The organism is Flavobacterium cryoconiti (assembly GCF_048158645.1).
GTDB lineage: Bacteria > Bacteroidota > Bacteroidia > Flavobacteriales > Flavobacteriaceae > Flavobacterium > Flavobacterium cryoconiti.
On record NZ_JBLNKW010000001.1, the window covers coordinates 636,990 to 662,860 of the forward strand.

Consider the following 25,871-nt stretch of genomic DNA (forward strand, 5'->3'; position numbering starts at 1 on the left):
TTACACAATTGTCTGAGTCTAGGGCTCTAACACGGAATGTAAGAGTCCGCTGAGGACGGGACATATTGTAGCAACGGATTTTACTCCGTTGCTGTTATCATAATTTATAATTTTTTGAATCGGATAGCTGTTCCTCCAGCACCACCTAAATGCAATTTCAAAACATCTGAAGCTTTTACATTTTTTTTAGAAATCGCTACTGCAGATGGATTGTGTGTTTCATCTGTCCCTTCAGCATCAGCATAAATCTGTGCTTCGTAAGTGGCTTTGGAATCTAAAAAAGCTAATGAAATAGCTAAATCTCTAGCTTTCTCATTGGTTATACTTCCTAAAAACCAATCGGCACTGTTTCTGTCTTTACGAGCGGTGGTGATGTATTGTCCGATTTCACCATTCAAGACTTTGGTAGTTTCCCAATCTGTTGGAACGTCTTTCAAGAATTGTAAGGCTGGTTTTCCTTCGTAATTTTCCGGAAGGTCGGCCATCATTTGGATTGGTGCATAAATAGTTACATACAATGCCAATTGTTGGGCTGTTGTCCCGTGAACTCTTTTGCCTGGATATCCTTGTTTTACCTCAACATCAAAAATCCCAGGTGTAAAATCCATTGGTCCGGAAAGTAATCTGGTAAAAGGAATAATTGTCAAATGGTTTGGTGGGTTTCCTTCGCTCCAAGCGTTATATTCCTGTCCTCTTGCAGCTTCTCTTGAAACCATATTTGGATAGGTACGGCGTTCTCCTGTATCTTTTATAGACTCATGATACAGTACAGCCAAATCATATTGGGCCGCTTTTTCCAAAACATATCTAAAATAATTCACTCCAAATTGTCCAAAATGCCATTGTTTCATATTCAATTTAGAACCGACATGACCAATCTTAACCGAATGCATTCCCAGTTTTTTGTATAAAGCAAAAGCGTCGTCGATTTCTTTTAAGTAATTGATTAAGTTCGAACCAGTCTCGTGATACCCAATAAGCGCTACATCATTTTTCTTTCCGTATTCCACTACTTTTTCCAAGTCGAAATTATCGGCACTTTTTGTAAAACTAAACATGTGCATTTTATTTTCATACCAAGTAGGAGTCCAACCTTTGTTCCAACCTTCGATTAGCAAATGATGAAATCCTTCTTTCGCTGTAAAATCAATATATTCCTGAGCATGTTTGGTTGTTGCTCCTTGCTTGTCGCTTTCCCAAAAGGTATATTTTCCAATGTGCATTCCCCACCAAATTCCGAAATATTTGTAGGGTTTAAAGTAACTTGTATTGGCTAATTTATTCGGTTCGTTCAGATTTAAAATCAAATAAGACGTAATTAAATCTGTAGGTTTCTCAGCAATTTGTAACGTTCTCCAAGAAGAGGTAAATGTATCTTTTACACGCACTTTCACACCGTCTGCCCAAGGCACAAGGTCCGATTTAAGTTGCGTTCCAGTAGTATTTACCAAAGTCATACTTGCAAAATCTACTAAATTTGCTTCGTGAAAACTCAATGCCAGTCCGCTTTTACTTTCAATAGTCAGCGGTGTAAGAACAGTATCTAGTGTACTTACAGGCGAATCCTTAAACAGATATTCGTCACGGTTTTCTCTGTTAGCCGGAATCCACCATGCTTTTCCATCTTCTTTCAGATTGAAAGTCGTTTTTTCATCCATGATGAAAATACTGTCTTTTGTCCCTTGTTTTGGATATACATAACGAAAGGCAATTCCATCATCGAAAGCACGGAACTGAATTTCCAGTTTGCGTTTTTGTTTGTTTTTTTGTTGCAGTTTCACCACTAATTGATTGTAGTGATTTCTGATGTTTTTCTTTTCTCCCCAAACCTGTTTCCAAGTTTCGTCGAAGGTTGATTTTTTTACGCCCGTAATTTTGAAATTTGAGCTAAAATTTTCATTATTTTTTAGCAAAAACCCCATATCCGATGGTGTGATAACTTCTGTTTTTCCGTGAGATACGGCATATTTCGGAACGCTATTTACTAGTTCAAATTTAATTTTATTTTGCCCTCCCGGAGAAGTCAATTCGTAGGATTTTGCTTTTTTGCCTTGAGCGTTACCTATAGCTATTGAAAGTAATAGAACAGGAAGTATCAGTCTTTTTATCATCGTATTATTTCTTAATTGTCTTTTTTATAAATCAGGGAATTAAGTAACTCTTAACTCCCCGATTTAAAACTAACTCAACTTGTTTATTTTACCCACTCCGTTTTGAAAGTGGTTTTTCCAGTTAATGGATTTGATGTCGTTTCAAAATTGTTTCCTTTTTTAGAAACTGTAATCGTTTGTACAGCATCACCATCTGGCAAGAATACTTTAGCGATTGCAGTATTGGTAGTATCAGTAGCATATACTTTTAAAGTTAATTTGCTCCAATCCATGTCTTTTGTAGATTGTGCCAATGCAATGTGAGGAATCGCTGAGCCGTCTCTAACCAAAACTACGATTGGAATCGCACCCGCTTTGATTTTATGCCATCCGCCTTGATAGACTTTTTTGGTTTGGTAATCAATCCAAGTTCCTTCCGGAAGATAGACATCTCTTTCTGTTACTTCTTCGAATAAAGGAGCCACTAACATACTGGATCCAAATAAGTATTCATTGTCCACCAACCAAGCGCCCGGGTCATTTGGATATTCAAGGAACAAAGCACGCATCATTGGCAATCCTTTTTGAGAACTTTCTTTGGCTTGCGCATAGATGTAAGGCATTAATTCGTAGCGCATATTATCGGCATTTCTAAATCCTTCCAAGAAATCTTTGCTGTACAACCAAGGTTCACGTGGAGGCTCACCATGACTTCTCACGTGTGAAGTAAACATCCCGAACGGTGCCCATCTGCGGTATAAATTCTCAGGCGATTTGGTTGCAAATCCTCCTACGTCATGACTCCAGAAACTGAATCCGCTTAATCCTAATGAAAGTCCTCCTCTCAATTCGGCTGACATTGCACCATTACTTGTTTCTGCATCACCACCCCAGTGTAATGGATACCGTTGGCTACCTGCCCAAGTGCTTCTGGCCCAGATTAAAGTATATCCTTTTTCTTTTTGAGTAATTTCGGCAACGGCTTTATTATAACGCAATGGGTATAAATTGTGCTCGTAGAAACCGGTACGACCTGAATGATAAATTCCGTCTGGCGGTGCAGCTTCTCCAAAATCCACTTTGAAAACAGAAACTCCTTGGTCAAATAAATGTTTCAATTTGGCTTGGTACCAAGTCACAGTTGCAGGGTTCGAAAAGTCTAAAACTGCATCTTCATAAGGCAAGTTTCCTTTACGGTCTCTTACTGCTAGATTTTTGTCCATGATTTCATTGAACAAAGTGTTCTTTGGAGAGAAATAAGGCAATTGCCATAAACATACATGGAAACCATCGTCTTTCATATCCGACATCATTTTCACAGCATCCGGGAAACGGTCTTTAGAAAATTCGTAATTGTTTCTCCAATCTACATCAAACCAACCCGTATCGAAGTGAATTACATCAGTTGGGATTTTATAGGCGCGTAAATCTTTGGCAACTTGACGCCCTTCTTTTTCAGAGAAATACGTGATGCGGCTCATCCAAAAACCAAATGACCAAAGTGGTGGCATTGCTGCTTTTCCAGTCAAATTAGTGTATTCATCCAATATTTCTTTTGGTTCACCGATGAAGAAAAACAAATCGGCCTCATCGTCACCAATATACATTTCATTGGCACTGCCAAAATATTTACCAAAATCAACAGTGATAGGAGTGGAATGGTGCATAAACACTCCATAACCACGGCTGCTCATATAAAACGGAACCGGTTTGTACATGGTTTCGTTTTGAATACCATTGGCATCATCTGTCCATAAAACCACTTTTTGTCCGCGTTTGTTGAATTGGGTGAACGATTCCCCACAACCAAATATTTTTTCATCAGGCTCTAAGCTGAAAGCAGCTCCCATACTTCTGGAATAATCGCTGTTTCTACGCACAAACGAGAATGGAAGTGTTGGTGTATACGTATTTTTAAAATCAGAATCATGTAATGTTCCTGTTAACAATTTTCCTTTTTCATCGTAAATTTTTACGTGCCACGGTTTGGTTTGAATTTCAACAGAACCATGTTTACTGGTAAATCTATAACCGCCTTCAATTTTAGAATATTTCCATAATTCTGGGTGATTCGGAGCCACTCCGTCAACTAGCATCAAAGATGCTGCCTCGGGATGAAATTGTGGTCCTGAAGTTGTTTTTATTCTCAACGTACGGTCTGAAACAAACTGAATTTGGAATGGCAATTCAGGTGAAGCGGCATACTCGGTAGCAGGAAATTCATTGGCTACAACCGGACTTGGCTTCATCATCATATTGTTGAATGCCTGACGTGTTTGGTAATTGTATCTTAAATATTTTACTGTTCCTTTTCCTGTTTGAGGGTCAAAGTTAGTAAGTTCATCAGCAAAATAAAACGTGTTCAGGTAATTCTGAAAATCTTTGCTGATATCCATTGGTGCGTTCAGAACATCGGCATTTTGAATTTGAGCAAATCCTTTTGGAGTCACAAAAAGTCCAAATACCATGAATAGGGATAGTGGTATTAATTGTCGTTTTTTCATTGTTGTTCGTTTTAGAACCTTAATCTTGTTAGGGTTAGTTAGGTTAAATATTAAATGTTTTATTTAGTTGTAATTACTGTTTTACTGCTTTTCAAATCATTGGCGCTAGCAGTTAATTCTAGTTTTTCGGCTTTATTTCCAGACTGAATCACCACTAAACATTTTCCGTTTAGTGCAGTATGTTTTGTCCCTTTATACGATTCATGACTTACAGGATCTCCACTGCAAACTCCTACTATTTTTCCGTTTCCTTTTAAAGAAAAACTAATTTCGTTATTGGCATTTGGCGAAAGCACCCCATTTGCATCTAAAATATCAACCGTTACAAAAGACAAATCATTTCCGTCAGCGTTAATGGTATTTCTATCGGCAGTTAATTTTAAAAGGGCAGGAGCTTCAGCCGTTTTGATTTCGGTTTCTAAAACTGTCTTTCCGTTTTTACGAGAAACTGCTTTTAATGTTCCTGCTTGAAAAGGAATTCTCCACATCACGTGTAAATCGTCTTCTTTTTTGCTTCGAACTCCAACTGATTTTCCGTTAAGGAAAAGTTCAACCTCATCGGCATTGTTATAGTACGCCCAAACATCTACGTTTTGTCCCACTTTCCAGTTCCAATGTGGAAAAATATGTAGCACCGTTTTATCAGTCCATTCACTTTGGTACATATAATAAACATCTTTGGGAAAACCCGCTAAATCCACTATTCCAAAATACGAACTTATCGATGGCCATTCGTAAGGTGTTGGTTCTCCGATATAATCAAAACCAGTCCAGATGTACATTCCTGCAAGGAAATCGTATTTTTTTATCACTTTCCAAGTGGCTTCGTGGGTCGAACCCCAAGGCGCTCTTACTTGGTCAAATGCGGATACGGTATTGTTTGGATTTCCCGTTGTGAAAGGCAAATCCCAACGAACAGGCCATACTTTGATTGTATCGGAAGGAAATTCATAATACCCTCTGGTTTCTAATGCCGAAGTAGTTTCGGTGGCTATGAAAGGAACATTAGGAAAGTTTTTTTGATGGTATTCAAAAGTTTGATGGGCATAATTATACCCTATAATATCCAAAGCCCCCGAAGTTGCTAATGAATTGAAATAGGTTTTAGACTTTTCAAATTGCAAAGTTACCGCATCAATATTCATATTTACGGCAGGATTCATTGCGGCAGTCACTAATCGTGTGGTGTCTAATTTTTTTACGATTGCTGATAATTCTTTGGCAATTACCACGCCTTCATCACTCCATTGTTCTGGAATTTCGTTGCCGATACTCCACATAAATATGCTGGGATGGTTTCGATCTCTAAGGATTTGATCTTGTAAATCTTTAGCGTGCCATTTGTCCCAATTAAGGCTATAATCGTATTTGGTTTTGGCTTTTTTCCACATATCAAATGCTTCGTCCATGACAATAAAACCCATTTTGTCGCAAAGATTTAAAAGCTCTGGAGCAGGCGGATTGTGTGAGGTTCTAATGCCGTTGACACCCATTCCTTTCAAAATTTCTAATTGGCGTTCGATGGCTCTGGTGTTGATGGCCGATCCCAATGGTCCTAAATCGTGGTGCATACAAACACCTTTGATTTTGACTTGTTTTCCGTTTAAAATAAATCCTTTGTTGACATCAAATTTGAAATTTCTGATTCCAAAAGTGGTTTTGTATTCGTCAACTATCTTGTTGTTTATGCTAATGATTGTAACTGCAGTGTACAGTTCCGGTTTTTCAATAGACCATAAAACGGGGTTGTTAACAAGAATGTCTTGGTTTAGAACTTGATTTGCATTTGCAGCAATACTTATATTTTGGGTAACCGAAGTTACTTTGATGTCATTTTTAAAAATTGTAGTTAGAATCGTTGCGCTTTTTGAAGCCGTGTATTGATTTTTAATTGTGGTTTCCAAATGTACCGAAGCACTTTTGACAGTTACTTTTGGGGTAGTAATATAAGTTCCCCATTGTTCAACATGTAATTTATCCGTTGTTTGTAACCATACATTTCTAAATATTCCTGAACCGGAATACCAACGCGAATTGGGTTGTTTTGAATTGTCAACTTTGACAATAATTTCATTGTCTTTATCTCCGTAGTTCAAATAAGGAGAAAGGTCGTATTGAAAACCAATATACCCGTTTGGACGTTTACCAAGATAATGTCCGTTGATCCAGACTTCGCTGTTTCTATAAACACCGTCAAAAATTATAGAAGTCGTTTTAGTTTTATTTGCAGTGGCAACTTTAAATGTTTTTTTGTACCAGCCTAATCCACCATTAAGTGCGCCTCCACCATAACCTGCAGGACTTTTTTCATCAAATTTTCCTTCAATGCTCCAATCGTGCGGTAGGTTTAATGTTCTCCAAGTTGTTGTGCTATTGATAGTATCCTTATCTTTTATACTATCATTCAAATGAAAACTCCAACCAGAATTAAAGTTGATTTTTCTGGAATTTAAATCAGTTTTGCCTCCTTTACTATTAAAAGCCAAAGTGATAATAATCCCAAGTAGAATAAGTGTTTTCTGAAAATGGTTGAAATTTTTCTTTTTATTCATGATGAATTTATATTAATTTAATTTAATACTACTGATAAGTCGAACAAATATAGCTTATCAGTAGTATAAATTAATCTAAACCTTTTTGTGTATCGTAACTGTTTAAAAATATTTAAATGTTTGATGTAAGTGAGTAAAATATTGAGATTATAAATTATTTATACATTGATTATCAATATTTTTATTCTGTTTTATAACTAAACCAATTGAGTTTAATTACTAGTTTTTGGTATTAAATTCATTACAACTTGAACACCGTCGTTACGAATTGCGGCATACCTTAAAGAACTTGCAGTAAGCTCAATTAATCTAACATTAGAAAATGAAAACCCTGATAAAGTCTCGTTATAATAGGCATTAAGATGTAGTATTTCTATTCCTCCATTTAATATGATTCTATCATTTGTAGAACCGTTTGTAAGACTAAAATTGTACGTTCCAGATTGAGTGGTTTTTACAGTACTTCCTGTAGTCAATGAAGTTTGTTTGACTTTTACATTATAGCCTCCGTTCAGGTCGAAAGTTACTTCTCCCCAATCTTTGTTTTCTATACCCGACCAAGAAACGTCATTGATGCTGCCTGGATACCAAGCCCAATCTCCTTCTACTGTCTTATTTATATATCCACCACCAACAAATGCAAATGGGCTTTCAGTTACCATATTAAATACCCATGTTTTTCCAGCTACACCGTTAGTTAGCATTGCCCATCTGGGATCACTAAATAAAGTTTGGTCATTTTTTAAAATGGTTACCGTTTTTGTATCTGTTACTGAACCGCCTTTTGTATAAGCTGAAAAGTTAATGGTATAAGTACCGGCAAATGGCATGGCAATAGTTAATTCATTTAGGTTTGAATGTCCTAATTCATTCCCTTTTGAATCAACATAACTCCAATAAGGTATAATATCTGGAGTTAGGTTTTTTAATTCGATGGTATTCCCATTTGCTACAGCCGTATAATTAAGGTCTGAGGACTTAAGAGTCATGGCAGGAAGGCTGTTACGGTCTTCTACCGGTTCGCAAGAAAATAACGAACCGACTGCAATTATAGCTATTAATGTTAAAAATATATTTTTCATAATCATTATTTTTAAGGTTATTACCAACCTGGATTTTGTTTTATTGCTCCGTTAGAAAGTACTATTTGTGACTGAGGTAATGCAAATAAACCTAGTGTCTCTGTTCTAAATGTTACATTAAATTGAGAATCACTATTTACATTATCAATGGCAGCTTTAGCTAAAGCTGGACTTTGTCTGATTAAATCAAAGTAGCGTTGCCCTTCTAATGCAAGTTCTAATTGACGTTCCTTCATGATATTTGGTAAAGTTGCTGCAACACGGTGAGTAGCATTTTGAAAAGCACGATCACGAACGTTATCAAGACAGGTTTTTGCAAAACCAGCATTAGTACCAAGATTAAGTTCAGCAGCCATTAGCAATACATCCGAAAATCGTATTACTGCATAATCTTCGACATTGTCAATTTGGAAATTTCCACCGTTAGCAGTTACGTCTGCAACTCCAGCTTCATTGGTAACCGGACAATATTTTTTCCAAGCATATCCTGTATATTGACGTTGGTCTCTTTTATTCGGTGCCGGATCAAAATTTAATCCTTCTCCTGCAAAATTGATGATTGTAGCATCTCTACGAGTATCTCCAACTTCGTATGCATTATAAAGACTAGGAGTAACAGTAAGTCCACCCCAACCATAAGCATAGCGTCCTATGTTTCCACCACGTGGTGCAATTAATACTGATAAACGGTTTCCTTCGTGAAGATTCCAGTCTCCTTTACCACTTCCGTTATAACGAATGGCCCATACCATCTCTGTATTACCTTCACCTGCATAATTTGCGAGTGAGGCAGCAAGCCATAGACGAGAATAATCTGCTATCAAAGCATGTCCACTATTGTTTACAACATCATTAATGCTAGTTATCGCTTCTGTTTTAGTAATTACACCTGCCAAATCAGTTTTATCATAATAATCCGTGTAGAATAAAAATGCTTTAGCGATGTATGCTTCTGCAGCCCATTTAGTAATGCGACCGTAATTTGGATTTCCTACTTGAGAATAATTTTCGGTACCTAAATTGGCAGCGGCAAATTTTAAATCATTGGCAATTAAAGCATAAGTAACTTCAGGAGCTACTCTTGGGGAATTAAATTCACTTGTGCTAATGGTATGATCAAGTGGAACGATATCTCCAAAAATTCTTGCTAGTTCAAAATGGAAATGAGCTCTTAAAAAACGAGCTTCTGCCTCATATTTTGTTTTAAGTGCAGTGTCAGTTCCCCAATTTACTTTATCCAAATTTTCTAATAAAACATTGGCTCTGTATATTCCTTTGTAGCACGTTTGCCAAACAACATTATTCATTTCTGGATCAGAGCTGTTTTTAAAGCGATCCCAGTCTAAAACACCTATTCCGTCAGCAGTTCCAAAACCTCCAAAACAATCATCCGAAGCTTCTTCTGTAATCATTTGGAAACCAGCCCAGCCACCTTCTTGTTGCAATACATCATATATTGAAACGAGTCCTTCAAGAGCATCCTTCGGAGTTCTATAAAAATTTTCTGAAACTTTTTCAGTTACAGGTGTAGTGTCTAAAAAATCATTCGAGCAAGAACTTAATATTAATAGGGTTGATGCGGTAAATAGTTTAATATAATTTTTCATTTTTTTGATAATTAGAAGTTAACATTAAGTCCCATCATGTAGGTTCTTGGCTGTGGGTAGTACCCTACATCAATCCCTTTTGCCCATGATTGGTTTGTGTTTCCAAACCCAATTTCTGGATCCATTCCTTTATACTTGGTAAAAGTGAATAGATTGTTTGCGGCAACATATAATCTGAATTTTGAAAAGAAATTTAACTTGTCCGTTAGTTTCGTTAAATCACAACCTAATGTAGCAGACTTAATTCTAAAGAAGCTTGCGTCCTGAACATATAAATCTGACATTTTGGTATAATTCCCGTTTGCATCTGAACCATAAGTAACTCTTGGAACAGAGTTAGAGCTTCCCTCTGTTGTCCAGCGATTCAAGATAGCGGTTGTGAAATTTGAGTAAGGACGTTCGATACTGCGAACTCCAATAACATTTTGGTTTCCTGAAACTCCATAGGTATAAATAGATAAATCAAAAGCTTTGTAAGATAGTTCCATGTTTAATCCATAAGTAAAATCAGGATTTGGATCTCCAATATTAGTTTTATCACTTGCATCAATCTTTCCGTCGCCATTTAAGTCCACAAACTTAACATCACCAGGCATTGCATTAGGTTGAACTCCAGCAGCAACTTCGGCTGCATTTTGAAAAATACCATTTGTTTTAAGTCCGTAAAAATAACCAATAGGTTGTCCTACTTGTACACGGTTCATTTCATCTAAACCTTGAAAAAGAAGGTTAGAATCACCGTGGATTATGCCTTCAGAATTGGCAACACGAAGCACTTCGTTTTTATTATGAGATATATTTCCGTTTATAGAAAATGACCAGTCTTTTCCAAAATTAGTTCTGTATCCTAATCCTAATTCAATTCCTTTGTTATTAACATCTCCACCATTAGTATAGGGAGGCGTAGCCCCTGCAATTTCAGGAATAGATGCTTGTACTAACCAGTCCTTAGTCGTTTTGTTATAATAATCGAATGTCAAAGTAAGGTTTGAAAATAATGTAGCATCAAAACCAAAGTCAGTTTGCTCAGATGTTTCCCATTTCAAATCTGGATTTGAAAGTGCATCCGGGCTGGAACCTGTGTATAATGTTTCATTAGCACCTGTCCCGAAATGATAGTTTTTATCATAAGAGTTTATGGTAGACATATATGCAAATCGTTTTGAAAACTGATCATTACCGTTTTGTCCCCAACTGGCTCTTATTTTAAGGTTTTTTATGATACTTTCTTTTGGAAAGAAATTTTCACGATCTACATTCCATCCGGCTGATACAGCAGGAAAATATGCATATTTATTATTAGACCCAAATTCAGAAGAACCGTCTCTTCTTATTGTTGCTGTGAATAAGTATTTATTGTCATAATCATATAATAATCTTCCAAAATAAGATTGAAGTCTATAATCATATCTTTCTCCATTTACAGTGTTTGATGTTTTATCTGTTGCATTGCTTAAATAGGCATGGGTGAAATCATTGAAAGTTAAATTTTTACCCGTGGCACCCATACTTTCGGAAGTATTTGACTTAGCAGAAGTCCCTAACAATACATCAAAATGATGGATGTCATTGATTGAAGCTTTATATTGCAAAGTGTTTTCCCATAACCATCCTAAACTTTTATTAGAACTTTGTGTAACACTTGAGATAAGATTATTGTCAAAAAGCGTTTCATTATACACGGGTTTAAAAGAACGATAAGAGCTATCCGACATATCCACTCCAAAGCTAGTTTTGAATGTAAAGTTTTTCATGAATTTTGCTTCTGCAAATACATTTCCTACATAACGATTTATTTTATCTTCTTTAAAATTATTATGATATAAAGAAGCTACCGGATTAAAAACATCAGCAGCAATAATTGAAGTGGCAAAACTTCCATCAGCATTATATGCAGCGTCTAACGGAGATGCGTTTAGAAAACTTCTTATACTATTATTGTATATCCCTTGGTCAGAAACACCATTACCTTTAATATTAGCGAAAGAGAAATTTTCTCCAATTTTCAAATGATTTTCTATAACATCAGATGTAGTGTTCACATTGAATGTGATACGGTCATACTGTGATTGACTGTTTTGACTTCCTATAAGACCTTCTTGTCCATAATAAGATAATCCTGTAGCGATAGTAGATTTTTTATCACCACCCGTAATCATTAAGGAGTGATTTTGTTTTGTAGCTCCATTATTGAATAAATCATTTTGCCAATCGTGGTTAGGAAGTGCCGCTATTTGCGAGGCAGTATACAAAGGTGTAAAACCAGAATTTACTCGCGCCTCATTCATGATAACAGCATATTCATTTGAATTTAGCATGTCTAATTTTTTGGCAATCTGTTGGTAACCAGTATAGCTGTTTAGCGATACACTCATTTTACCATCTTTACCTTTTTTAGTAGTCACTAATATAACTCCGTTGGCAGCTCTGGCTCCATAAATTGATGCTGCTGAGGCATCTTTAAGGATGTCGACTCTTTCAATTGAGGAAGGGTCTAAGTACCCAATACCATTATCCACAACAACGCCATCTACAACATAAAGTGGAGCGCTGTTTCCTGCGGTTCCCACACCGCGTATGTTTACTACCATACCTGCTCCCGGTTGCCCAGAAGTCGAAGTGATGGATACTCCAGAACTTTGTCCTTGTAAGGCATTAACAACATCAAGACTGGCAACTTGTTGAATGTCTTTTCCAGTAACCAAAGAAGTAGCTGCTGTGGATACTTTTTTCTTCTGAGAGCCATATCCTATTACAACAACCTCTTTAAGATCTGCTGATTCCACTTGCATGGCAACGTTCACTATTGTTTGGTTTTTTACCGATATTCGTTGTGTTTTAAAACCCATAAAGCTGATTTTTAATACAGCATCGGATTCTGTATTAATTTGATATTTACCGTCAAAGTCAGTTGTGGTGCCTTTATTGGTTCCTTCTACTACAACACTTGCTCCGGGAATGCCCATGCCGTCGTTACTAGATGTTATCTTTCCGCTTACGGTAAGAGATCGCTGTTGTGCAAAACCTGATTGCAGCATAAATACACTGAATAGTAGCGACATACAAAAGGGAAGCATTGTCGATGTACAATATTTTCTTTTCATAATAATTAAGAATTGATTAATTTGGTTAGTTAATGGTAATTTTAATAGACTAATATGCGTTGGCAATAATTTGTTCAAATAATTCTTGTTTTCCACTTATTTGTTGAGGTTCTCCATTTGCACGTGCTATTTCGCTAAGTGCTTCCAAAGAGAGTTCTCCTTTTTCATACTTGGCTCCATTGCCACTGTCAAATGATCCGTAACGCTGTTTGCGTAAATTTTTATAATTTGTATTTTGTAAAATATGATCTGCATAGATAAGACCTCGGGCAAAAACATCCATTCCAGAAATGTGTGCAATGAACTTATCTTCTAAATCGGTAGAGTTTCTGCGCACTTTTGCATCAAAGTTGATTCCACCACCTTTAATTCCACCACCTTCTAAGATGACTAACATGGCTTGAGTAATTTCATAAACATTGACAGGGAATTGATCGGTATCCCAACCATTTTGATAATCACCACGATTCGCATCAATACTTCCTAACATTCCGGCATCTACCGCAACTTGTAACTCATGTTCGAAAGTATGGCCTGCAAGAGTAGCATGATTTACTTCCAAGTTCAATTTGAAATCATCTTGAAGTCCGTATTTATTAAGGAAACCTAATGTAGTGGCTGCATCAAAATCATATTGATGTTTCATAGGCTCCATCGGTTTTGGTTCAATAAGGAAAGTACCTTTGAAACCTTCTTTACGAGCATAATCTCTACAGGTAGTCAAGAATTGACCCATGTGGTCTAATTCTCTTTTCATATCGGTATTCAAAAGGCTCATGTATCCTTCACGACCTCCCCAGAAAACATAATTCTCACCGCCTAAAGCAATAGTAGCATCAATAGCAATTTTAGCCTGAGCACCTGAATAAGCAACAACATCAAAATTAGGATTGGTTGAGGCTCCATTCATATAACGAGGATTACTGAATAGGTTTGAAGTTCCCCACAACAGTTTTATTCCAGATTCTTGTTGTTTTTGTTTGGCATATTCCACCATCGTTTGTACTCGGTTTTCAAACTCTGACAAGGTTGGTGCTTCATCTACGATATCTAAATCGTGAAAACAATAATATGGCAATCCTAGTTTGCTCATGAATTCAAAAGCCGCATCCATTTTATCTTTGGCTCTCAGAATTGCATTTTCATTTTTATCCCAAGAAAGTATTTCTGTGTTTGCACCAAAAGGATCTCCTCCCTTGTTGCATAGGGTATGCCAGTACGCCATAGAGAAACGTAAATGTTCTTTTAATGTCTTTCCTGCAATCACACGGTTTTCGTCATACCATTTGAAAGCAAGAGGATTATCACTTTCTCTACCTTCAAATTTTATGGTATCGATGTTTTTGAAATAAGATTGTTTAGTTGTATTCATTATTGTTCTAGTTTAATATGATTATTCCATTCTTGATATAGGTCTTGATATTGTGAAGTCAGCGAATGATTGGGTTCAATTCGTTCGATGCATTTCAACCCTTTAAAAGCTTCATCAAGGGAAGCATAAAATCCAAAACCATAGGCTGCGCCGCGTGCTGCACCTTCGGCTCCGGAAGTGTTGTAGAGTTCTAAAGTGGTTTGTGTTGTATTGGTGAAAATTTCTCTGAAAACAGGACTTAAAAATAAGTTTGCATTCCCAGCTCTCACGACATCTCCAGATGCTCCTACGGATTTCATGACATCAAAACCGTAATTCATGGCAAATACAATTCCCTCACAAGCTGATCTAATGAGGTGTCCGGACTGGTGGATGTTAAAGTTTAAATTCTGAATCCCTGAATTGGCGTTCTTATTATTAAAAATACGTTCAACACCATTCCCGAAAGGGTAGAAGCGAAGGCCTTTGCTTCCTACTTCAACTTTTGCGGCTTCAGCATTAAGCGTGTCGTATGCAATTAGATTTGCTTTGTCAACGGACATGATTTTTCGTAACCATTGGTACAAAATACCGGACCCGTTAATGCAAAGCATCACCCCATTATTTTTTTGAGATTCGGTGTTATTTACATGCAAGAACGTATTGATGCGATTTTCTTTGTCATAGATGTCCTTGTCGCTTACAGCATAGATTACGGCTGAAGTACCTGCTGTAGTGGCTATTTTTCCCGGTTTTAATACATTTAGCGATAATGCATTGTTAGGTTGATCACCGGCACGATACGTTATTTTAGTGTTTTTATCAAGACCTAATTCAGTTGCTATATCTGGATGAACTGTTGCTTGGTATCCAAAATTAGGTACAATTTCAGGAATCATTTTCTCTGGAAGCCCCATTTCCTCAAGTATTTCGGTAGCTAAACCTCCTTTGGAAAAATTCCATAAAGCGGCTTCTGATAGTCCAGAAGTGCTGATTTGTGGAATCCCTGAAAGTTTTGCGGCTATAAAATCACCCGGAAGCATCATGTAGGTCGCTTTTTCAAAAACTTCAGGTTCATTGGTTTGAACCCATTTTAATTTAGAAGCTGTAAAATTTCCTGGACTTCCTAAAATTTGTTGTTGGCAGTATTCCTGCCCCATACGATTGTAGGTCTCGTTCCCTATAGTTGCAGCTCTGCTGTCACACCAAATAATCGAAGGACGTACTGGATTTAATTTTTCATCAGTTAAGACTAATCCATGCATTTGATAGGCTATGCCAATTCCTGCTATTTGTTTTAAATCAATATGCTGTTTTGTTCCTAAAATTTGTATGCCATTCTTAACATTTTGCCACCAAGAATTAGGATCTTGTTCAGCCCAGCCAAATTTAGGCGCAATAATATCCATCTCAAATTCCGGAACAGTTACTGAACCAACAGTAATTCCTTTTTCGGGATCAAATACCGATAATTTTATCGAAGAACTTCCTAAATCGATTCCTAAAAAATACATATTACTTGTTTTTAAGGGGTTGTATTTGTTGTTTATGTTTGCTTTTTTTAAACTTCTAGTCAAATTAACTATATGCTTATGGTAAATTTGACTACAAGTGTAAAACATTTTTTTTATATTAACAATATTTTATGTTTAAAAATTTGTAATTGATAATTAATTGAGGGTATTATTATACATTTGCATCAAATAAGGGCAGTGTTATCTGATAAAAATTATTATTTTTAAATTTTAGCTGCAAATGATTTTTTTAAAAATAATGTGTCAATAATTCCATTATTTTTTTAAATATTTACAAAAAAAGCATTTAGCTCTTAAAACACAGAAAGAAAATAAATCTCATTTTTTAATTTTTTTCTATATTTCATTCAAATTTCTAGACTATGGTTGAAAAAAATACCGATACTGATTCCTTAAAAATTGTAGAGCAATCAGCCATGAATGCAATAACGATTGACTGTGTAATATTTGGTTTTGACAACGGAATTTTAGAAGTCCTTTTGGTGCAACATGCTGAAGGTATTAGTAAAGGAAAATGGGGGCTTCCGGGAGGTTGGATAAAAAAGAAAGAAAGTATAGATAATGCTGCCCATCGATTGTTGGGAGAACTTACAGGATTAGATAATATATTCTTAGAGCAATTGAAAGCTTTTGGAGATCCTGATCGTTTCCCGTTAAGAAGGGTTATTACAATTGGTTATTATGCTTTGATTAAAAGAGCAGATTATAATGTAAAGGCCGGATTTACTGCGGCTGATGCGAAATGGTATAAAATTAATGAAATACCGGATTTGATTTATGACCACAATGAAATTTTAGATTACAGCTTAAAACAATTACGCAATAGAGTGCGTCAGGCTCCCATAGGTTTTAATCTTTTACCTGAAAAATTTACATTATTGGAACTCATGCATCTTTATGAAGAGGTTTTGGGAGTAGAGATGGATAAATCTAATTTTCGTAGAAAAATTCTGCACATGAAGTTACTGCTTGCTTTGGATGAAAAGCAACAAGATGTTTCCCATAGAGCAGCAAAGTTGTATAAATTTGATGCCAAAATTTATGAAAAACTAACTCAAAAAGGATTCAATTTCGAGTTTTGATAATCGCTTATAAAATCAATAAATGACATTCCTATCTTCTAAAAACAATACCAAAACTAATAGTATTCAAGATATCGATGGAATTTCTATTGACTGTGTTATATTTGGATTTAACAAAGAAAGTCTAGAAGTTCTTTTAGTACAACATGCCGAAGGAGAAAGCATAGGAAAATGGGGGCTTCTTGGGGGTTGGTTACGAAAAGAGGAAAGTGCCGATGATGCTGCTCAACGAATATTGTATGAACTAACTAGTCTTGACAACATCTATTTAGAGCAATTGAAAGCTTTTGGAGATCCAAATCGTGTACCCGAAAGAAGAGTTGTAACCATTGCCTACTACACATTGGTAAACCGAGAAGATTATAATATAAAAGCCAGTCTTACCTTAAAGGAAGCTAAATGGTATAAAATTAACGCCATACCAAATTTAATTTTTGACCACAACGAAATTTTAGACTTTAGTTTGATGCAATTACGCAACAGAGTACGTCAAGCACCAATAGGTTTTAACTTATTACCCGAAAAATTCACTTTATTGCAACTCATGCATCTTTACGAGGAAATATTAGGAATCACATTAGACAAATCCAATTTCCGCAGAAAGATTCTACAGATGAAATTACTAGTCCCACTGGATGAAAAACAACAAGATGTTTCCCATCGAGCTGCACAATTGTATAAATTCGACCCTGAAATTTATGAAAAATTAACTCAAAAAGGGTTCAATTTCGAGTTTTGATCTAATTTATTTCTTAAAAGCCAATCTGTTTTACTTATTAACAAATCCGAAAATTAACTTTTGTTACTTACTCGCATAAAAGCATATTGAGTAATTTTGTACAATGTATGCTTTAGTCGACTGTAACAATTTCTACGCTTCTTGCGAAAGGGTTTTTCAACCTCAATTCGCAGGAAAACCGATTGCAATATTGTCAAATAATGATGGTTGTGTAATTTCCAGAAGCAGTGAAGCTAAAGCAGCTGGAATTCCAATGGGTGCGCCGACATTTAAAATCAAGGAGCTGGTAAAAGAGAAAGGTGTAACGTTATTTTCTTCGAATTATGCCCTTTATGGTGATTTGAGTAATCGGGTGATGTCAATTTTAGGCCAGTTTACGCCTAATGTCGAAATTTACAGCATTGATGAAGCCTTTCTTAATTTTGATGGTTTACAGGTTTTAGATTACCATGATTATGGTATTCAAATGAAAACCCGCGTACAAAAATGGGTGGGAATTCCCGTTTGTATTGGTTTTGCGCCAACCAAAGCATTATCAAAAGTAGCCAATAAAATCGCCAAAAAATTCCAAGATAGAACAGCAGGTGTTTATGTAATCGATAGTGATGAGAAACGCATCAAAGCTTTGAAGTGGACTAAAATTGAAGATGTTTGGGGCATTGGTTATCGAATGAATAAAAAGATGAAAGCTCGAAATATTACCACCGCTTTAGACTTTATAGCACCACAACACGAAGCTTGGATTAAGAAAGAAATGGGAGTGACGGGTCTTCGGTTAAAATATGAATTAGAAGGGAAATCAGTTTTAGAATTAGAACCTCTTGTTGATCAAAAGAAAAGTATCGCGATTACCAGAAGTTTTCCAAAACAAATCTCTGATTTTGATTTATTGCGGGAACGCATTGCCACTTTTGCATCGGTTTGTGCAGAGAAATTACGGAAACAAAACTCTTGTTGTCATACGATTATAGTAATGTTAGTCATCGATAAACATACGGTACAAACTTCCAAATATTATTTTAATATGGCCGTTACTCTGCCTTTTGCAACTAATTCTACTTTGACAATTTCGAATACGGCAATTGATATCTTTAAGAAATTGTACAAGGGAAACGAGAATATAAAATTCAAGAAAGCAGGCGTTATTGTTACGGAACTTATGGATGAAAACAGAAAACAATTGCAGTTATTTGATGAGGAAAATCCAAAACATTTGGAGTTAATGAAAGTGATGGATCGTCTCAATAATAAAATTGGAGATAAAAAAGTAAAATTGGCTACTCAAAATTTAAGCCTGACGTGGAATATGAATCAGAAGCATTTGTCTCCAAAATATACCACTAATTTTAAACACATTCTCGAAATAAAATGTCATTAAACAAAAATAAAAAACTTACCTTTTTTCTGCCTGATTTTGAAAGTGACCTGAAAATCCCTTTCATGTCCGAAGGCGTTTCGGCGGGATTTCCCTCGCCGGCGGCTGATTTTATGGAGACAAATATTGATTTAAACAAAGAGCTAAGTGAAAATCCTTTGGCCACTTTTTATATCAAAGTCAAAGGGAATTCAATGATTGATGCAGGCATAAACGACAAAGATGTGCTTGTGGTGGATCGAAGTTTAGAACCACAAAACAATAAAGTTGCCATTTGTTTTATCGATGGAGAATTTACGGTGAAACGCATTCAACTTGAGAAAGATTGTTTATATCTCATGCCTGAAAATTCTAATTATTCTCCTATAAAAGTTACCGAAGAAAATCAATTGATCATTTGGGGAATCGTGACCTATGTGATAAAGAAGGTTTAAAACCAGTAACATATCGTTTTAAAAAAACGAATTCGCAGAAAGCTAATTTTTAGAAACAAAAAAACCTGCCCAAACTAATGGACAGGTTCTAAATTCTAAAATATAATTAGGTATTAAAGCGTATGTTTTGGATTAAATCCATCTTCACTTAATTCAGCATGAACATAATCGGCAACCATTTCCGCTTCATAATCTGTTTTTTCTCCTTTACTAAATTTGGAAATTAATTTCTCCATAATTTCATAAATTACAGGAACGACAATCAAGGTTAAGAATAACGAAGAAATTAATCCTCCGATAATTACCCAAGCTAAACCATTTTTCCATTCAGCCCCGGCTCCAGATGCTAATGCAATTGGGAACATTCCAAAAACCATTGCAATAGTCGTCATCAAAATTGGACGAAGTCTCGCATGATTCGCTTGAATTAATGCCGTTCTTATCGATTCACCCGCTTTACGTCTTTGATTGGTATAATCTACAAGCATAATAGCGTTTTTACAAACCAAACCAATTAGCATAATCATACCAAGAATGGTAAATATATTCAAGGTTTTGTTCGTCAATGCCAAAGCTAATAAGGCTCCAATAAACGAAAGCGGAATAGCAAACAATACTACAAATGGATGCGCAAAACTATCATATAATCCAACCATTACAAGGTAAACTAATATAATAGCCGCTAATAATGCAATTCCTAATGTTCCAAAACCTTCGGATTGATTTTCCTGATCCCCACCCCAAATATAATTTACACCGGTTGGCTTTTTCAGTTTGTCTAATTTTTCTTGCCATTGATTAACAATAGTTCCGGCTGGTACACCAATATTTTGTCCTTTTACAGTAACCGATGCTGTCTTATCTCTACGTTCCAATTGACTTGGTCCAGAACCTTCTTTTACAGTCGCAAATTGTGATAATTTAATTTGTTCGCCTCTTTCATTTATAAAAATCAAGTTGCTCACATCACTAATGCTTTTTCTGTCAAAACTGTTGTATTTGATATTGATATCATATTCATATTCTCCAGCTCTAAATTTTCCATCTGTATTTCCGCTGTAGGCCGTTTGCATAGTCATACCAACAGTTTGAAGACTCAATCCAAGTGCTGCCATTTTATCTCTGTCTACTTTGACATTAATTTCTGGATTTCCATCTTCTACAGATAATTTAATTTCTGTTGCTCCTGGGATTTTATACAATTCAGCTTCAGCTTGTTTTGCAAAAGCCATCGCGCTTTCTAGTGAAGAACCTGTTACAATTAATCCTAATGTAGCATCTTCGGCAGTTCCTAAAATACCAACAGGGGCAGTTTTTACTTTTGCTCCAACCAATACTTTTTCTAACTTCCGTTTTATTTTTGCAGAATATACAGAGGCTTCATCAGAACGGTCTTTTTTATCAACCATTTTTACATCAATCTCTGATTTGTAGGCGGTGGCTTGTGATGCTCCTAAACCTTCACTGGTTTGCCCAACGGTTGTGATTTGACTTTTTACATATTCTTGCGTTTTCAAAAAGGCTTCTGCTTTTTGAGTCATAAAGTTAGTTTGTTCTAATGACGCATCTTTTGGCATTTCTATTTGAACTAAAAATTCACCACTATCTGATGCCGCAAAAAACTCTCCACCAATAAATCCTGCAGGAATAAGTGCTATGGAACTAAAAAACAACAATAGTACAATCGCTAAAGTAGTCTTATAATGGTCTAAACACCACGTTAACAAGCCAGAAATCCAGTTGATAAAACGAGTTAAGTAGCTTTCGAACCCAAGAATAATTCTTCCAAAAAGATTTTTACCTTCAATGTGTTCTAATTTTCCATAACGGGAAGACAACCAAGGAATAATAGTAAACGAAGCTAAAAGTGATAGTAAGGTTGAGATAATTACAGTGACACAAAATTGTGTAATAATGTTTGAAACCATACCAGAACTCATCGCAATTGGTAAAAATACGACAACAATTACTAGGGTAATTGAAGTTACGGTTCCTCCAATTTCGGCAGTTCCATCATAGGAAGCACGTACTCGGTTTTTACCCATTTCCATGTGTCGGTAAATATTTTCCAATACCACGATGGCATCATCCACCAAAATACCAACAACAAGTGATAATCCTAATAAACTCATTAAATTTAGTGTGTACCCTAGCAAGTAAATTCCGATAAATGTTGAAATCAATGAAGCAGGTATAGAAACCATTACAATCAAGGAATTTCTAATACTATGCAAGAAAAACAACATTACGAAAGCTACCAAAAATACGGCAATCAATAAATCGTGTACTACAGAATCTGCTGCTTCTAATGTGAAAACGGTACTGTCTTTTGCTACTTCTAGTTTCAGTTGATTGACTTTGTAGTCACTTTCCAGTTTAGTAACTGTTTTCAATAATTCTTCACTTACTGCAACTGCATTGGCATCAGATTGTTTTACGATTTGTAAAATAATGGCGCTTTTTTGATCAATACGAGCGACTTTTTCGGCAATTTTTTGTGTATCTTGAACATCGGCAATATCACCCAAGCGAACTTGAATTCCATTGTTTGATGAAACGATTAGGTTTTTTAATTCTTCAACGTTTTTGTATTTTCCAGCTAAACGAATTAAGATTTTTTGTTCACGAGTTTGAATATTTCCTGTAGGAAAATCAAGATTAGAACTCAAAATGTTTTGTTGCACTTGTGGAACAGAAAGTCCGTATCCCTGCATTTTTACGGCATCAAGATTGACTTGAATTTCACGTTCTTGTCCCCCGATAATACTTACTTGGGCTACACCGGCTACACGAGATAAAACAGGGGCAATTTTTTTATCAATTAAATCATAGAAAGCTGCTTCATCCATCTTTCCATTGGCACCAATGGTCATAATAGGTAAATCACTTAAGGAGAATTTACTCAAAGACGGTGTTTTGGCATCATCCGGTAAATCACTGATAATAGCATTTATTTTGCGTTGCGCATCATTCATGGAAATATCAACATCAGCATCAGAGGTTAAAGTGATAGAAACTGTTGATAGACTTTCGTATGATTTAGAGTCTAATTTTTTGATATTTTCTAAAGAGGCAACCGCATCTTCAATTTTTTTGGTCACTGTATTTTCGACTTCACTTGGAGAAGCTCCAGGATATACAGTCGCAATGGTAATTACATTGGTTTCAAATTTTGGAATTAATTCGTAGCCCAATTGAGTGTAACTGAATAATCCTCCTAGAATTAGAATTGTAAACAATACAATTACTAATGAGGGACGCTTTATGGATATTTCTGCTAATTTCATATGTTTTTATTGTTGATTATTAATGGTTCATGTAGTTTTTAAGGTCAATCAGTTATAATTGATCATTACCATTAACAAATTATTTAATAATATCCACGTTATATCCGTCTTGAAGGTTGATTTGACCTGTAACAATTACAGTTTCACCATCAGAAAGACCGTTTAAAATTTCTACTTTGTCGCCAAAAATTCTTCCGGCAGTTACCGTTTTTAGTTTAGCAACTCCGTTTTCTGCTACAAATACTTGGTTACTGCTTACGCTTCCTACAAATGCGTTTCTAGGAACAATCATCAACGATTGTTTTTGTTGGTTTGAAGCAAATTCAGCAGTTCCATACATCCCAGCTTTCAAATCATTAGAGGAATTATTAGCAATTTCTATTTCTATAGGAAAGTTTAAACGGGAATCCGCTTTTGGGGCGATAAAAGTAATCTTACCTGAAAAAGTAGCATCAGGATAAACACTTGCTTTGACATTTACATTGTTTCCTAGTTTTAAACCGGCCACTTGATTTTCATTCACTGTAACTTTTAATTTTAATCTGGTAACATTTACAATGTCAAACATTTGCGTTGCAGCACCAAGAACAGATCCTGGCTCAATGTATTTTTTGTTTACAATACCGTTAATGGTAGATTTGATATTAGTATCACCAATATTAACTTTAGCTTGCTGTAATCTTGATTTTGCAGTTACTAACCCTAATTTTGCCTGATCTAATTGTTGTTTGGTAACTCCTCCTGTTTTGAATGCATTTTCAAAGCGATTGTAATCACTTAATGCATTTTGATAGGAAGCCTGAGCTGTTTCTAAGTCCGAAGAAATTTGTTCGCTTCTTACAATTGCTAGGGTTTGACCGATATGTACTATTGATCCTCCATCTACTAAAACACGTACCACTCTCCCTGGTTTTTCTGCCGAAAAACTCAATTCTTGCAGTGGTTCAAAATTTCCATTGGCCGAAAAATCAAGTGAAATTTCTTCCGTTTTTACCGTTCCAACTTTAACGGAAACACTTGCGTTTTTTTCAGCTACAAGAGCTGTTTTTGCTTCGTTTTCTTTTTTGTTATTTGTTAAAACTACTGCTATGATTGCTATTGCGCCTAAAATAATTATTCCGGTTATTATATTTTTTTTCATGTTCTTAGTTGTTTAGTAATGTTTTTAATTCTCCTTTTGATTTGATTAATTGAATTTCTGCCAGTTTGTAATCTAATATTGCAGAAGTGTAATTGTTTTGTGCCTCTGTCAATGAATTTTCAGCATCCAATAAATCAGTTAAAGAAGCCAATCCTTGTATGTAATTATTTCTGGTGTTGTTTAAAACGTCTTGTGCTAACTGTGCATTTTCCTTTTGGTTGCTTATAGTAATGATGCTGTTATTAATTTGAATGTTTGCGTTTTCATACGCTAAATCAAGACTTAATTTAGTGTCATTTATGTCTTCCTTCAAGGATCTTAAATTAACATCTGCCTGTCTTACTTTTGCTCTAGTTGAAAACCCAGTGAAAATAGGCACTTTCAAATTCAAACCAATTGAAGAATAATCAGACCAGTAAACACCATCAGCTGGTTTCGCTCCCCAAGGCATTTTTGGACCTTGACCAATATAATTGTAGCCTGCTGAAAGGGAAAGTGTTGGGTAATATGCCGCTTCATCTGCTTTCTTTTGGAACATTAATAGTTGTTCTTGTTTTTTCAAAAGCAAATATTCCGTTCTGTTTGCCGTATTTGGTGCTTCAGAGAATGCTTGTGGTGTAACTTGAAATTCAGTCTGTGGAATACTGATTTTTGTTTCAATTGGCATCCCAATGTAAAATTTTAAAGCATTTTCTTGTAATTGAACTGCATTTAAAATTTGTTGACGTTGTGTATTGATGTTCGAAATTTTCACTAAAATTCTATCCAAGTCAATTTTTTTGGCAAGACCATTATCAAATTGTCCTTTAATTATGTTTTTCACTTTGGTAGTGTTCACATAATTACTGTCCAGAACATTTAATTTTTGTCTTTGAACATATACTTGGTAGTAGTTGTTAGCCACTCTTTCAATTACTTGCTCTTCTGTTAATTGATCATTTATCTGATAGAATTCTCTAGTTGATCTTGCAGCTTTCAAACCTGTAAAAACAGATTGGTCAAAAAGAGTTTGTGTTAACGAAACACCCGCAGTTGAATTCCATTTTTGTCCAAAATTAAGTTTAACTGTAGTCCCAGGTTCACCACCAAAAGACCCTCCGTCGAGGAAAGTAGTTTGTAAAATAGGGTTGTATGTTAAACCACCATTGGCAGAAATTTGAGGTAAAGCTTTGGAACGAACTTCTTGAATTTGATATTCGCTATTTTCTACTTTAAGTTTGGCTTTTTTAGCATCTGCTTTATTCTCTAAAGCATAGGTAATCGCATCTTTTAAGGTTAACGATTTAATCTCTTGTGATTTTACAGTGATTGCAAAAATCAAGAAACTGGTTAAAATTATATTCTTCATTATATATTAGGTTTTAGTAAGTGTTTTTCAAGTTCAATAATTCCTTTTGGCGTTGCCAAAGCTCTGGTGTGGTATTCTAAAATTTCAAGTTCTATTTTTTGAGCTTCTTTTTCAGAACTTGTGGTTTCTTTAATGCTAAAAACGAGGAGATAATAAAACCGTACATAGCTTTCAATATTTACGTTTTCTCGATACAATCCTTGTTTAATCCCTTTCTCAATATTTTGTTTGAAAATAGTGTTACACTCGTCAATTTCTCTACACATTACCTTTTCATATATTTCTGGGTAATGTTTTTTTAATTGATATACCGGAGAAGTATCCGATGATTTAAACATTTCTTTAAACAATTTTCTTATCTCGAAATTTTCTTGAATTGCATTGTAATTTTTTAAAATAACATCGTCAATTATCTGGTGTATTTCTTTATGGATTGTTGCAGTGCTTTCCTCAATGAGTATTTCTTTATTGCAAAAATACTTGTAAATCGTTTTTTTAGAAATGCACATTTCACCGGCAATATCATCCATGGTGATGCTTTTAAAACCTAGTTTTAAAAACATCTCACTTGCTTTTGATATAATTTTCTCTTTCATTTTGTTTATTCTGAACCTGTTACGGTTTATTTTAATTTATAGAA

16 protein-coding genes are annotated in these 25,871 nt (G+C 35.4%); 4 read left to right on the forward strand and 12 right to left on the reverse strand.

Going from position 1 to position 25,871, the window contains the following annotated elements; all coding sequences use genetic code 11:
* Positions 1-104: 104 nt before the first annotated feature.
* From ACM55H_RS02590 to ACM55H_RS02625, 8 genes are all read right to left on the reverse strand, one after another.
* On the reverse strand, positions 105-2,111 hold the full coding sequence (locus ACM55H_RS02590; RefSeq protein ID WP_416835016.1) for a glycoside hydrolase family 97 protein: 2,007 nt from the start codon (positions 2,109-2,111) through the stop codon (positions 105-107).
* Positions 2,112-2,194: 83 nt separating this feature from the next.
* Positions 2,195-4,594 carry a glycoside hydrolase family 31 protein gene (locus tag ACM55H_RS02595; RefSeq protein ID WP_416835017.1) on the reverse strand — a complete coding sequence of 800 codons (2,400 nt, stop codon included), beginning with the start codon at positions 4,592-4,594 and terminating at the stop codon, positions 2,195-2,197.
* A 59-nt stretch (positions 4,595-4,653) separates the two neighbouring features.
* Positions 4,654-7,146, reverse strand: a complete 2,493-nt coding sequence (locus ACM55H_RS02600; RefSeq protein WP_416835018.1) for a glycoside hydrolase family 2 TIM barrel-domain containing protein — start codon at positions 7,144-7,146, stop codon at positions 4,654-4,656.
* 212 nt (positions 7,147-7,358) lie between these two features.
* Positions 7,359-8,228 carry a hypothetical protein gene (locus ACM55H_RS02605; protein WP_416835019.1) on the reverse strand — a complete coding sequence of 290 codons (870 nt, stop codon included), beginning with the start codon at positions 8,226-8,228 and terminating at the stop codon, positions 7,359-7,361.
* Between the two features lie 20 nt (positions 8,229-8,248).
* Positions 8,249-9,835, reverse strand: coding sequence for a RagB/SusD family nutrient uptake outer membrane protein (locus tag ACM55H_RS02610; RefSeq protein WP_416835020.1), 1,587 nt, complete (start codon positions 9,833-9,835; stop codon positions 8,249-8,251).
* 11 nt (positions 9,836-9,846) lie between these two features.
* The gene (locus tag ACM55H_RS02615) at positions 9,847-12,897 is read right to left on the reverse strand and encodes a SusC/RagA family TonB-linked outer membrane protein (RefSeq protein WP_416835021.1); all 3,051 of its coding nucleotides are present in this window, start codon (positions 12,895-12,897) and stop codon (positions 9,847-9,849) included.
* Positions 12,898-12,988: 91 nt separating this feature from the next.
* Positions 12,989-14,311 (reverse strand): xylose isomerase, encoded by a 1,323-nt coding sequence (gene xylA, locus ACM55H_RS02620; RefSeq protein ID WP_416835022.1) that lies wholly within the window; start codon positions 14,309-14,311, stop codon positions 12,989-12,991.
* The gene (locus tag ACM55H_RS02625; protein ID WP_416835023.1) at positions 14,311-15,804 is read right to left on the reverse strand and encodes a xylulokinase; all 1,494 of its coding nucleotides are present in this window, start codon (positions 15,802-15,804) and stop codon (positions 14,311-14,313) included. Before ACM55H_RS02625 ends, xylA begins: the two co-directional genes overlap by 1 nt.
* A 383-nt stretch (positions 15,805-16,187) precedes the next feature.
* Between ACM55H_RS02625 and ACM55H_RS02630 the strand changes: the two genes are divergently transcribed.
* The 4 genes from ACM55H_RS02630 to ACM55H_RS02645 all read left to right on the forward strand — a co-directional run bounded on the left by ACM55H_RS02630 (position 16,188) and on the right by ACM55H_RS02645 (position 19,455).
* Complete coding sequence (locus ACM55H_RS02630; RefSeq protein WP_416835024.1) at positions 16,188-16,907, forward strand: NUDIX hydrolase; 720 nt, start codon at positions 16,188-16,190, stop codon at positions 16,905-16,907.
* A gap of 22 nt (positions 16,908-16,929) precedes the next feature.
* Complete coding sequence (locus ACM55H_RS02635) at positions 16,930-17,646, forward strand: NUDIX hydrolase (protein WP_416835025.1); 717 nt, start codon at positions 16,930-16,932, stop codon at positions 17,644-17,646.
* 103 nt (positions 17,647-17,749) lie between these two features.
* Positions 17,750-19,024 carry a Y-family DNA polymerase gene (locus ACM55H_RS02640; RefSeq protein ID WP_416835026.1) on the forward strand — a complete coding sequence of 425 codons (1,275 nt, stop codon included), beginning with the start codon at positions 17,750-17,752 and terminating at the stop codon, positions 19,022-19,024.
* Positions 19,015-19,455, forward strand: a complete 441-nt coding sequence (locus ACM55H_RS02645; protein ID WP_416835027.1) for a LexA family protein — start codon at positions 19,015-19,017, stop codon at positions 19,453-19,455. Before ACM55H_RS02640 ends, ACM55H_RS02645 begins: the two co-directional genes overlap by 10 nt.
* A gap of 113 nt (positions 19,456-19,568) precedes the next feature.
* Here ACM55H_RS02645 and ACM55H_RS02650 read toward each other — a convergent pair whose 3' ends face one another.
* The 4 genes from ACM55H_RS02650 to ACM55H_RS02665 all read right to left on the reverse strand — a co-directional run bounded on the left by ACM55H_RS02650 (position 19,569) and on the right by ACM55H_RS02665 (position 25,827).
* Positions 19,569-22,742, reverse strand: a complete 3,174-nt coding sequence (locus tag ACM55H_RS02650) for an efflux RND transporter permease subunit (RefSeq protein ID WP_416835028.1) — start codon at positions 22,740-22,742, stop codon at positions 19,569-19,571.
* A 79-nt stretch (positions 22,743-22,821) separates the two neighbouring features.
* Positions 22,822-23,883 carry an efflux RND transporter periplasmic adaptor subunit gene (locus ACM55H_RS02655; protein ID WP_416835029.1) on the reverse strand — a complete coding sequence of 354 codons (1,062 nt, stop codon included), beginning with the start codon at positions 23,881-23,883 and terminating at the stop codon, positions 22,822-22,824.
* 4 nt (positions 23,884-23,887) lie between these two features.
* Positions 23,888-25,231, reverse strand: coding sequence for a TolC family protein (locus tag ACM55H_RS02660; RefSeq protein WP_416835030.1), 1,344 nt, complete (start codon positions 25,229-25,231; stop codon positions 23,888-23,890).
* Positions 25,231-25,827 (reverse strand): TetR/AcrR family transcriptional regulator, encoded by a 597-nt coding sequence (locus ACM55H_RS02665; RefSeq protein WP_416835031.1) that lies wholly within the window; start codon positions 25,825-25,827, stop codon positions 25,231-25,233. The genes ACM55H_RS02660 and ACM55H_RS02665 overlap by 1 nt, the downstream gene beginning before the upstream one ends.
* Positions 25,828-25,871 lie beyond the last annotated feature (44 nt).

Coding starts and splice junctions, on each gene's coding strand:
- ACM55H_RS02590 (WP_416835016.1), bottom strand. CDS start 2,111: ATGATAAAAAGACTGATACTTCCTGTTCTATTACTTTCAATAGCTATA.
- ACM55H_RS02595 (WP_416835017.1), bottom strand. CDS start 4,594: ATGAAAAAACGACAATTAATACCACTATCCCTATTCATGGTATTTGGA.
- ACM55H_RS02600 (WP_416835018.1), bottom strand. CDS start 7,146: ATGAATAAAAAGAAAAATTTCAACCATTTTCAGAAAACACTTATTCTA.
- ACM55H_RS02605 (WP_416835019.1), bottom strand. CDS start 8,228: ATGAAAAATATATTTTTAACATTAATAGCTATAATTGCAGTCGGTTCG.
- ACM55H_RS02610 (WP_416835020.1), bottom strand. CDS start 9,835: ATGAAAAATTATATTAAACTATTTACCGCATCAACCCTATTAATATTA.
- ACM55H_RS02615 (WP_416835021.1), bottom strand. CDS start 12,897: ATGTCGCTACTATTCAGTGTATTTATGCTGCAATCAGGTTTTGCACAA.
- xylA (WP_416835022.1), bottom strand. CDS start 14,311: ATGAATACAACTAAACAATCTTATTTCAAAAACATCGATACCATAAAA.
- ACM55H_RS02625 (WP_416835023.1), bottom strand. CDS start 15,804: ATGTATTTTTTAGGAATCGATTTAGGAAGTTCTTCGATAAAATTATCG.
- ACM55H_RS02630 (WP_416835024.1), top strand. CDS start 16,188: ATGGTTGAAAAAAATACCGATACTGATTCCTTAAAAATTGTAGAGCAA.
- ACM55H_RS02635 (WP_416835025.1), top strand. CDS start 16,930: ATGACATTCCTATCTTCTAAAAACAATACCAAAACTAATAGTATTCAA.
- ACM55H_RS02640 (WP_416835026.1), top strand. CDS start 17,750: ATGTATGCTTTAGTCGACTGTAACAATTTCTACGCTTCTTGCGAAAGG.
- ACM55H_RS02645 (WP_416835027.1), top strand. CDS start 19,015: ATGTCATTAAACAAAAATAAAAAACTTACCTTTTTTCTGCCTGATTTT.
- ACM55H_RS02650 (WP_416835028.1), bottom strand. CDS start 22,742: ATGAAATTAGCAGAAATATCCATAAAGCGTCCCTCATTAGTAATTGTA.
- ACM55H_RS02655 (WP_416835029.1), bottom strand. CDS start 23,883: ATGAAAAAAAATATAATAACCGGAATAATTATTTTAGGCGCAATAGCA.
- ACM55H_RS02660 (WP_416835030.1), bottom strand. CDS start 25,231: ATGAAGAATATAATTTTAACCAGTTTCTTGATTTTTGCAATCACTGTA.
- ACM55H_RS02665 (WP_416835031.1), bottom strand. CDS start 25,827: ATGAAAGAGAAAATTATATCAAAAGCAAGTGAGATGTTTTTAAAACTA.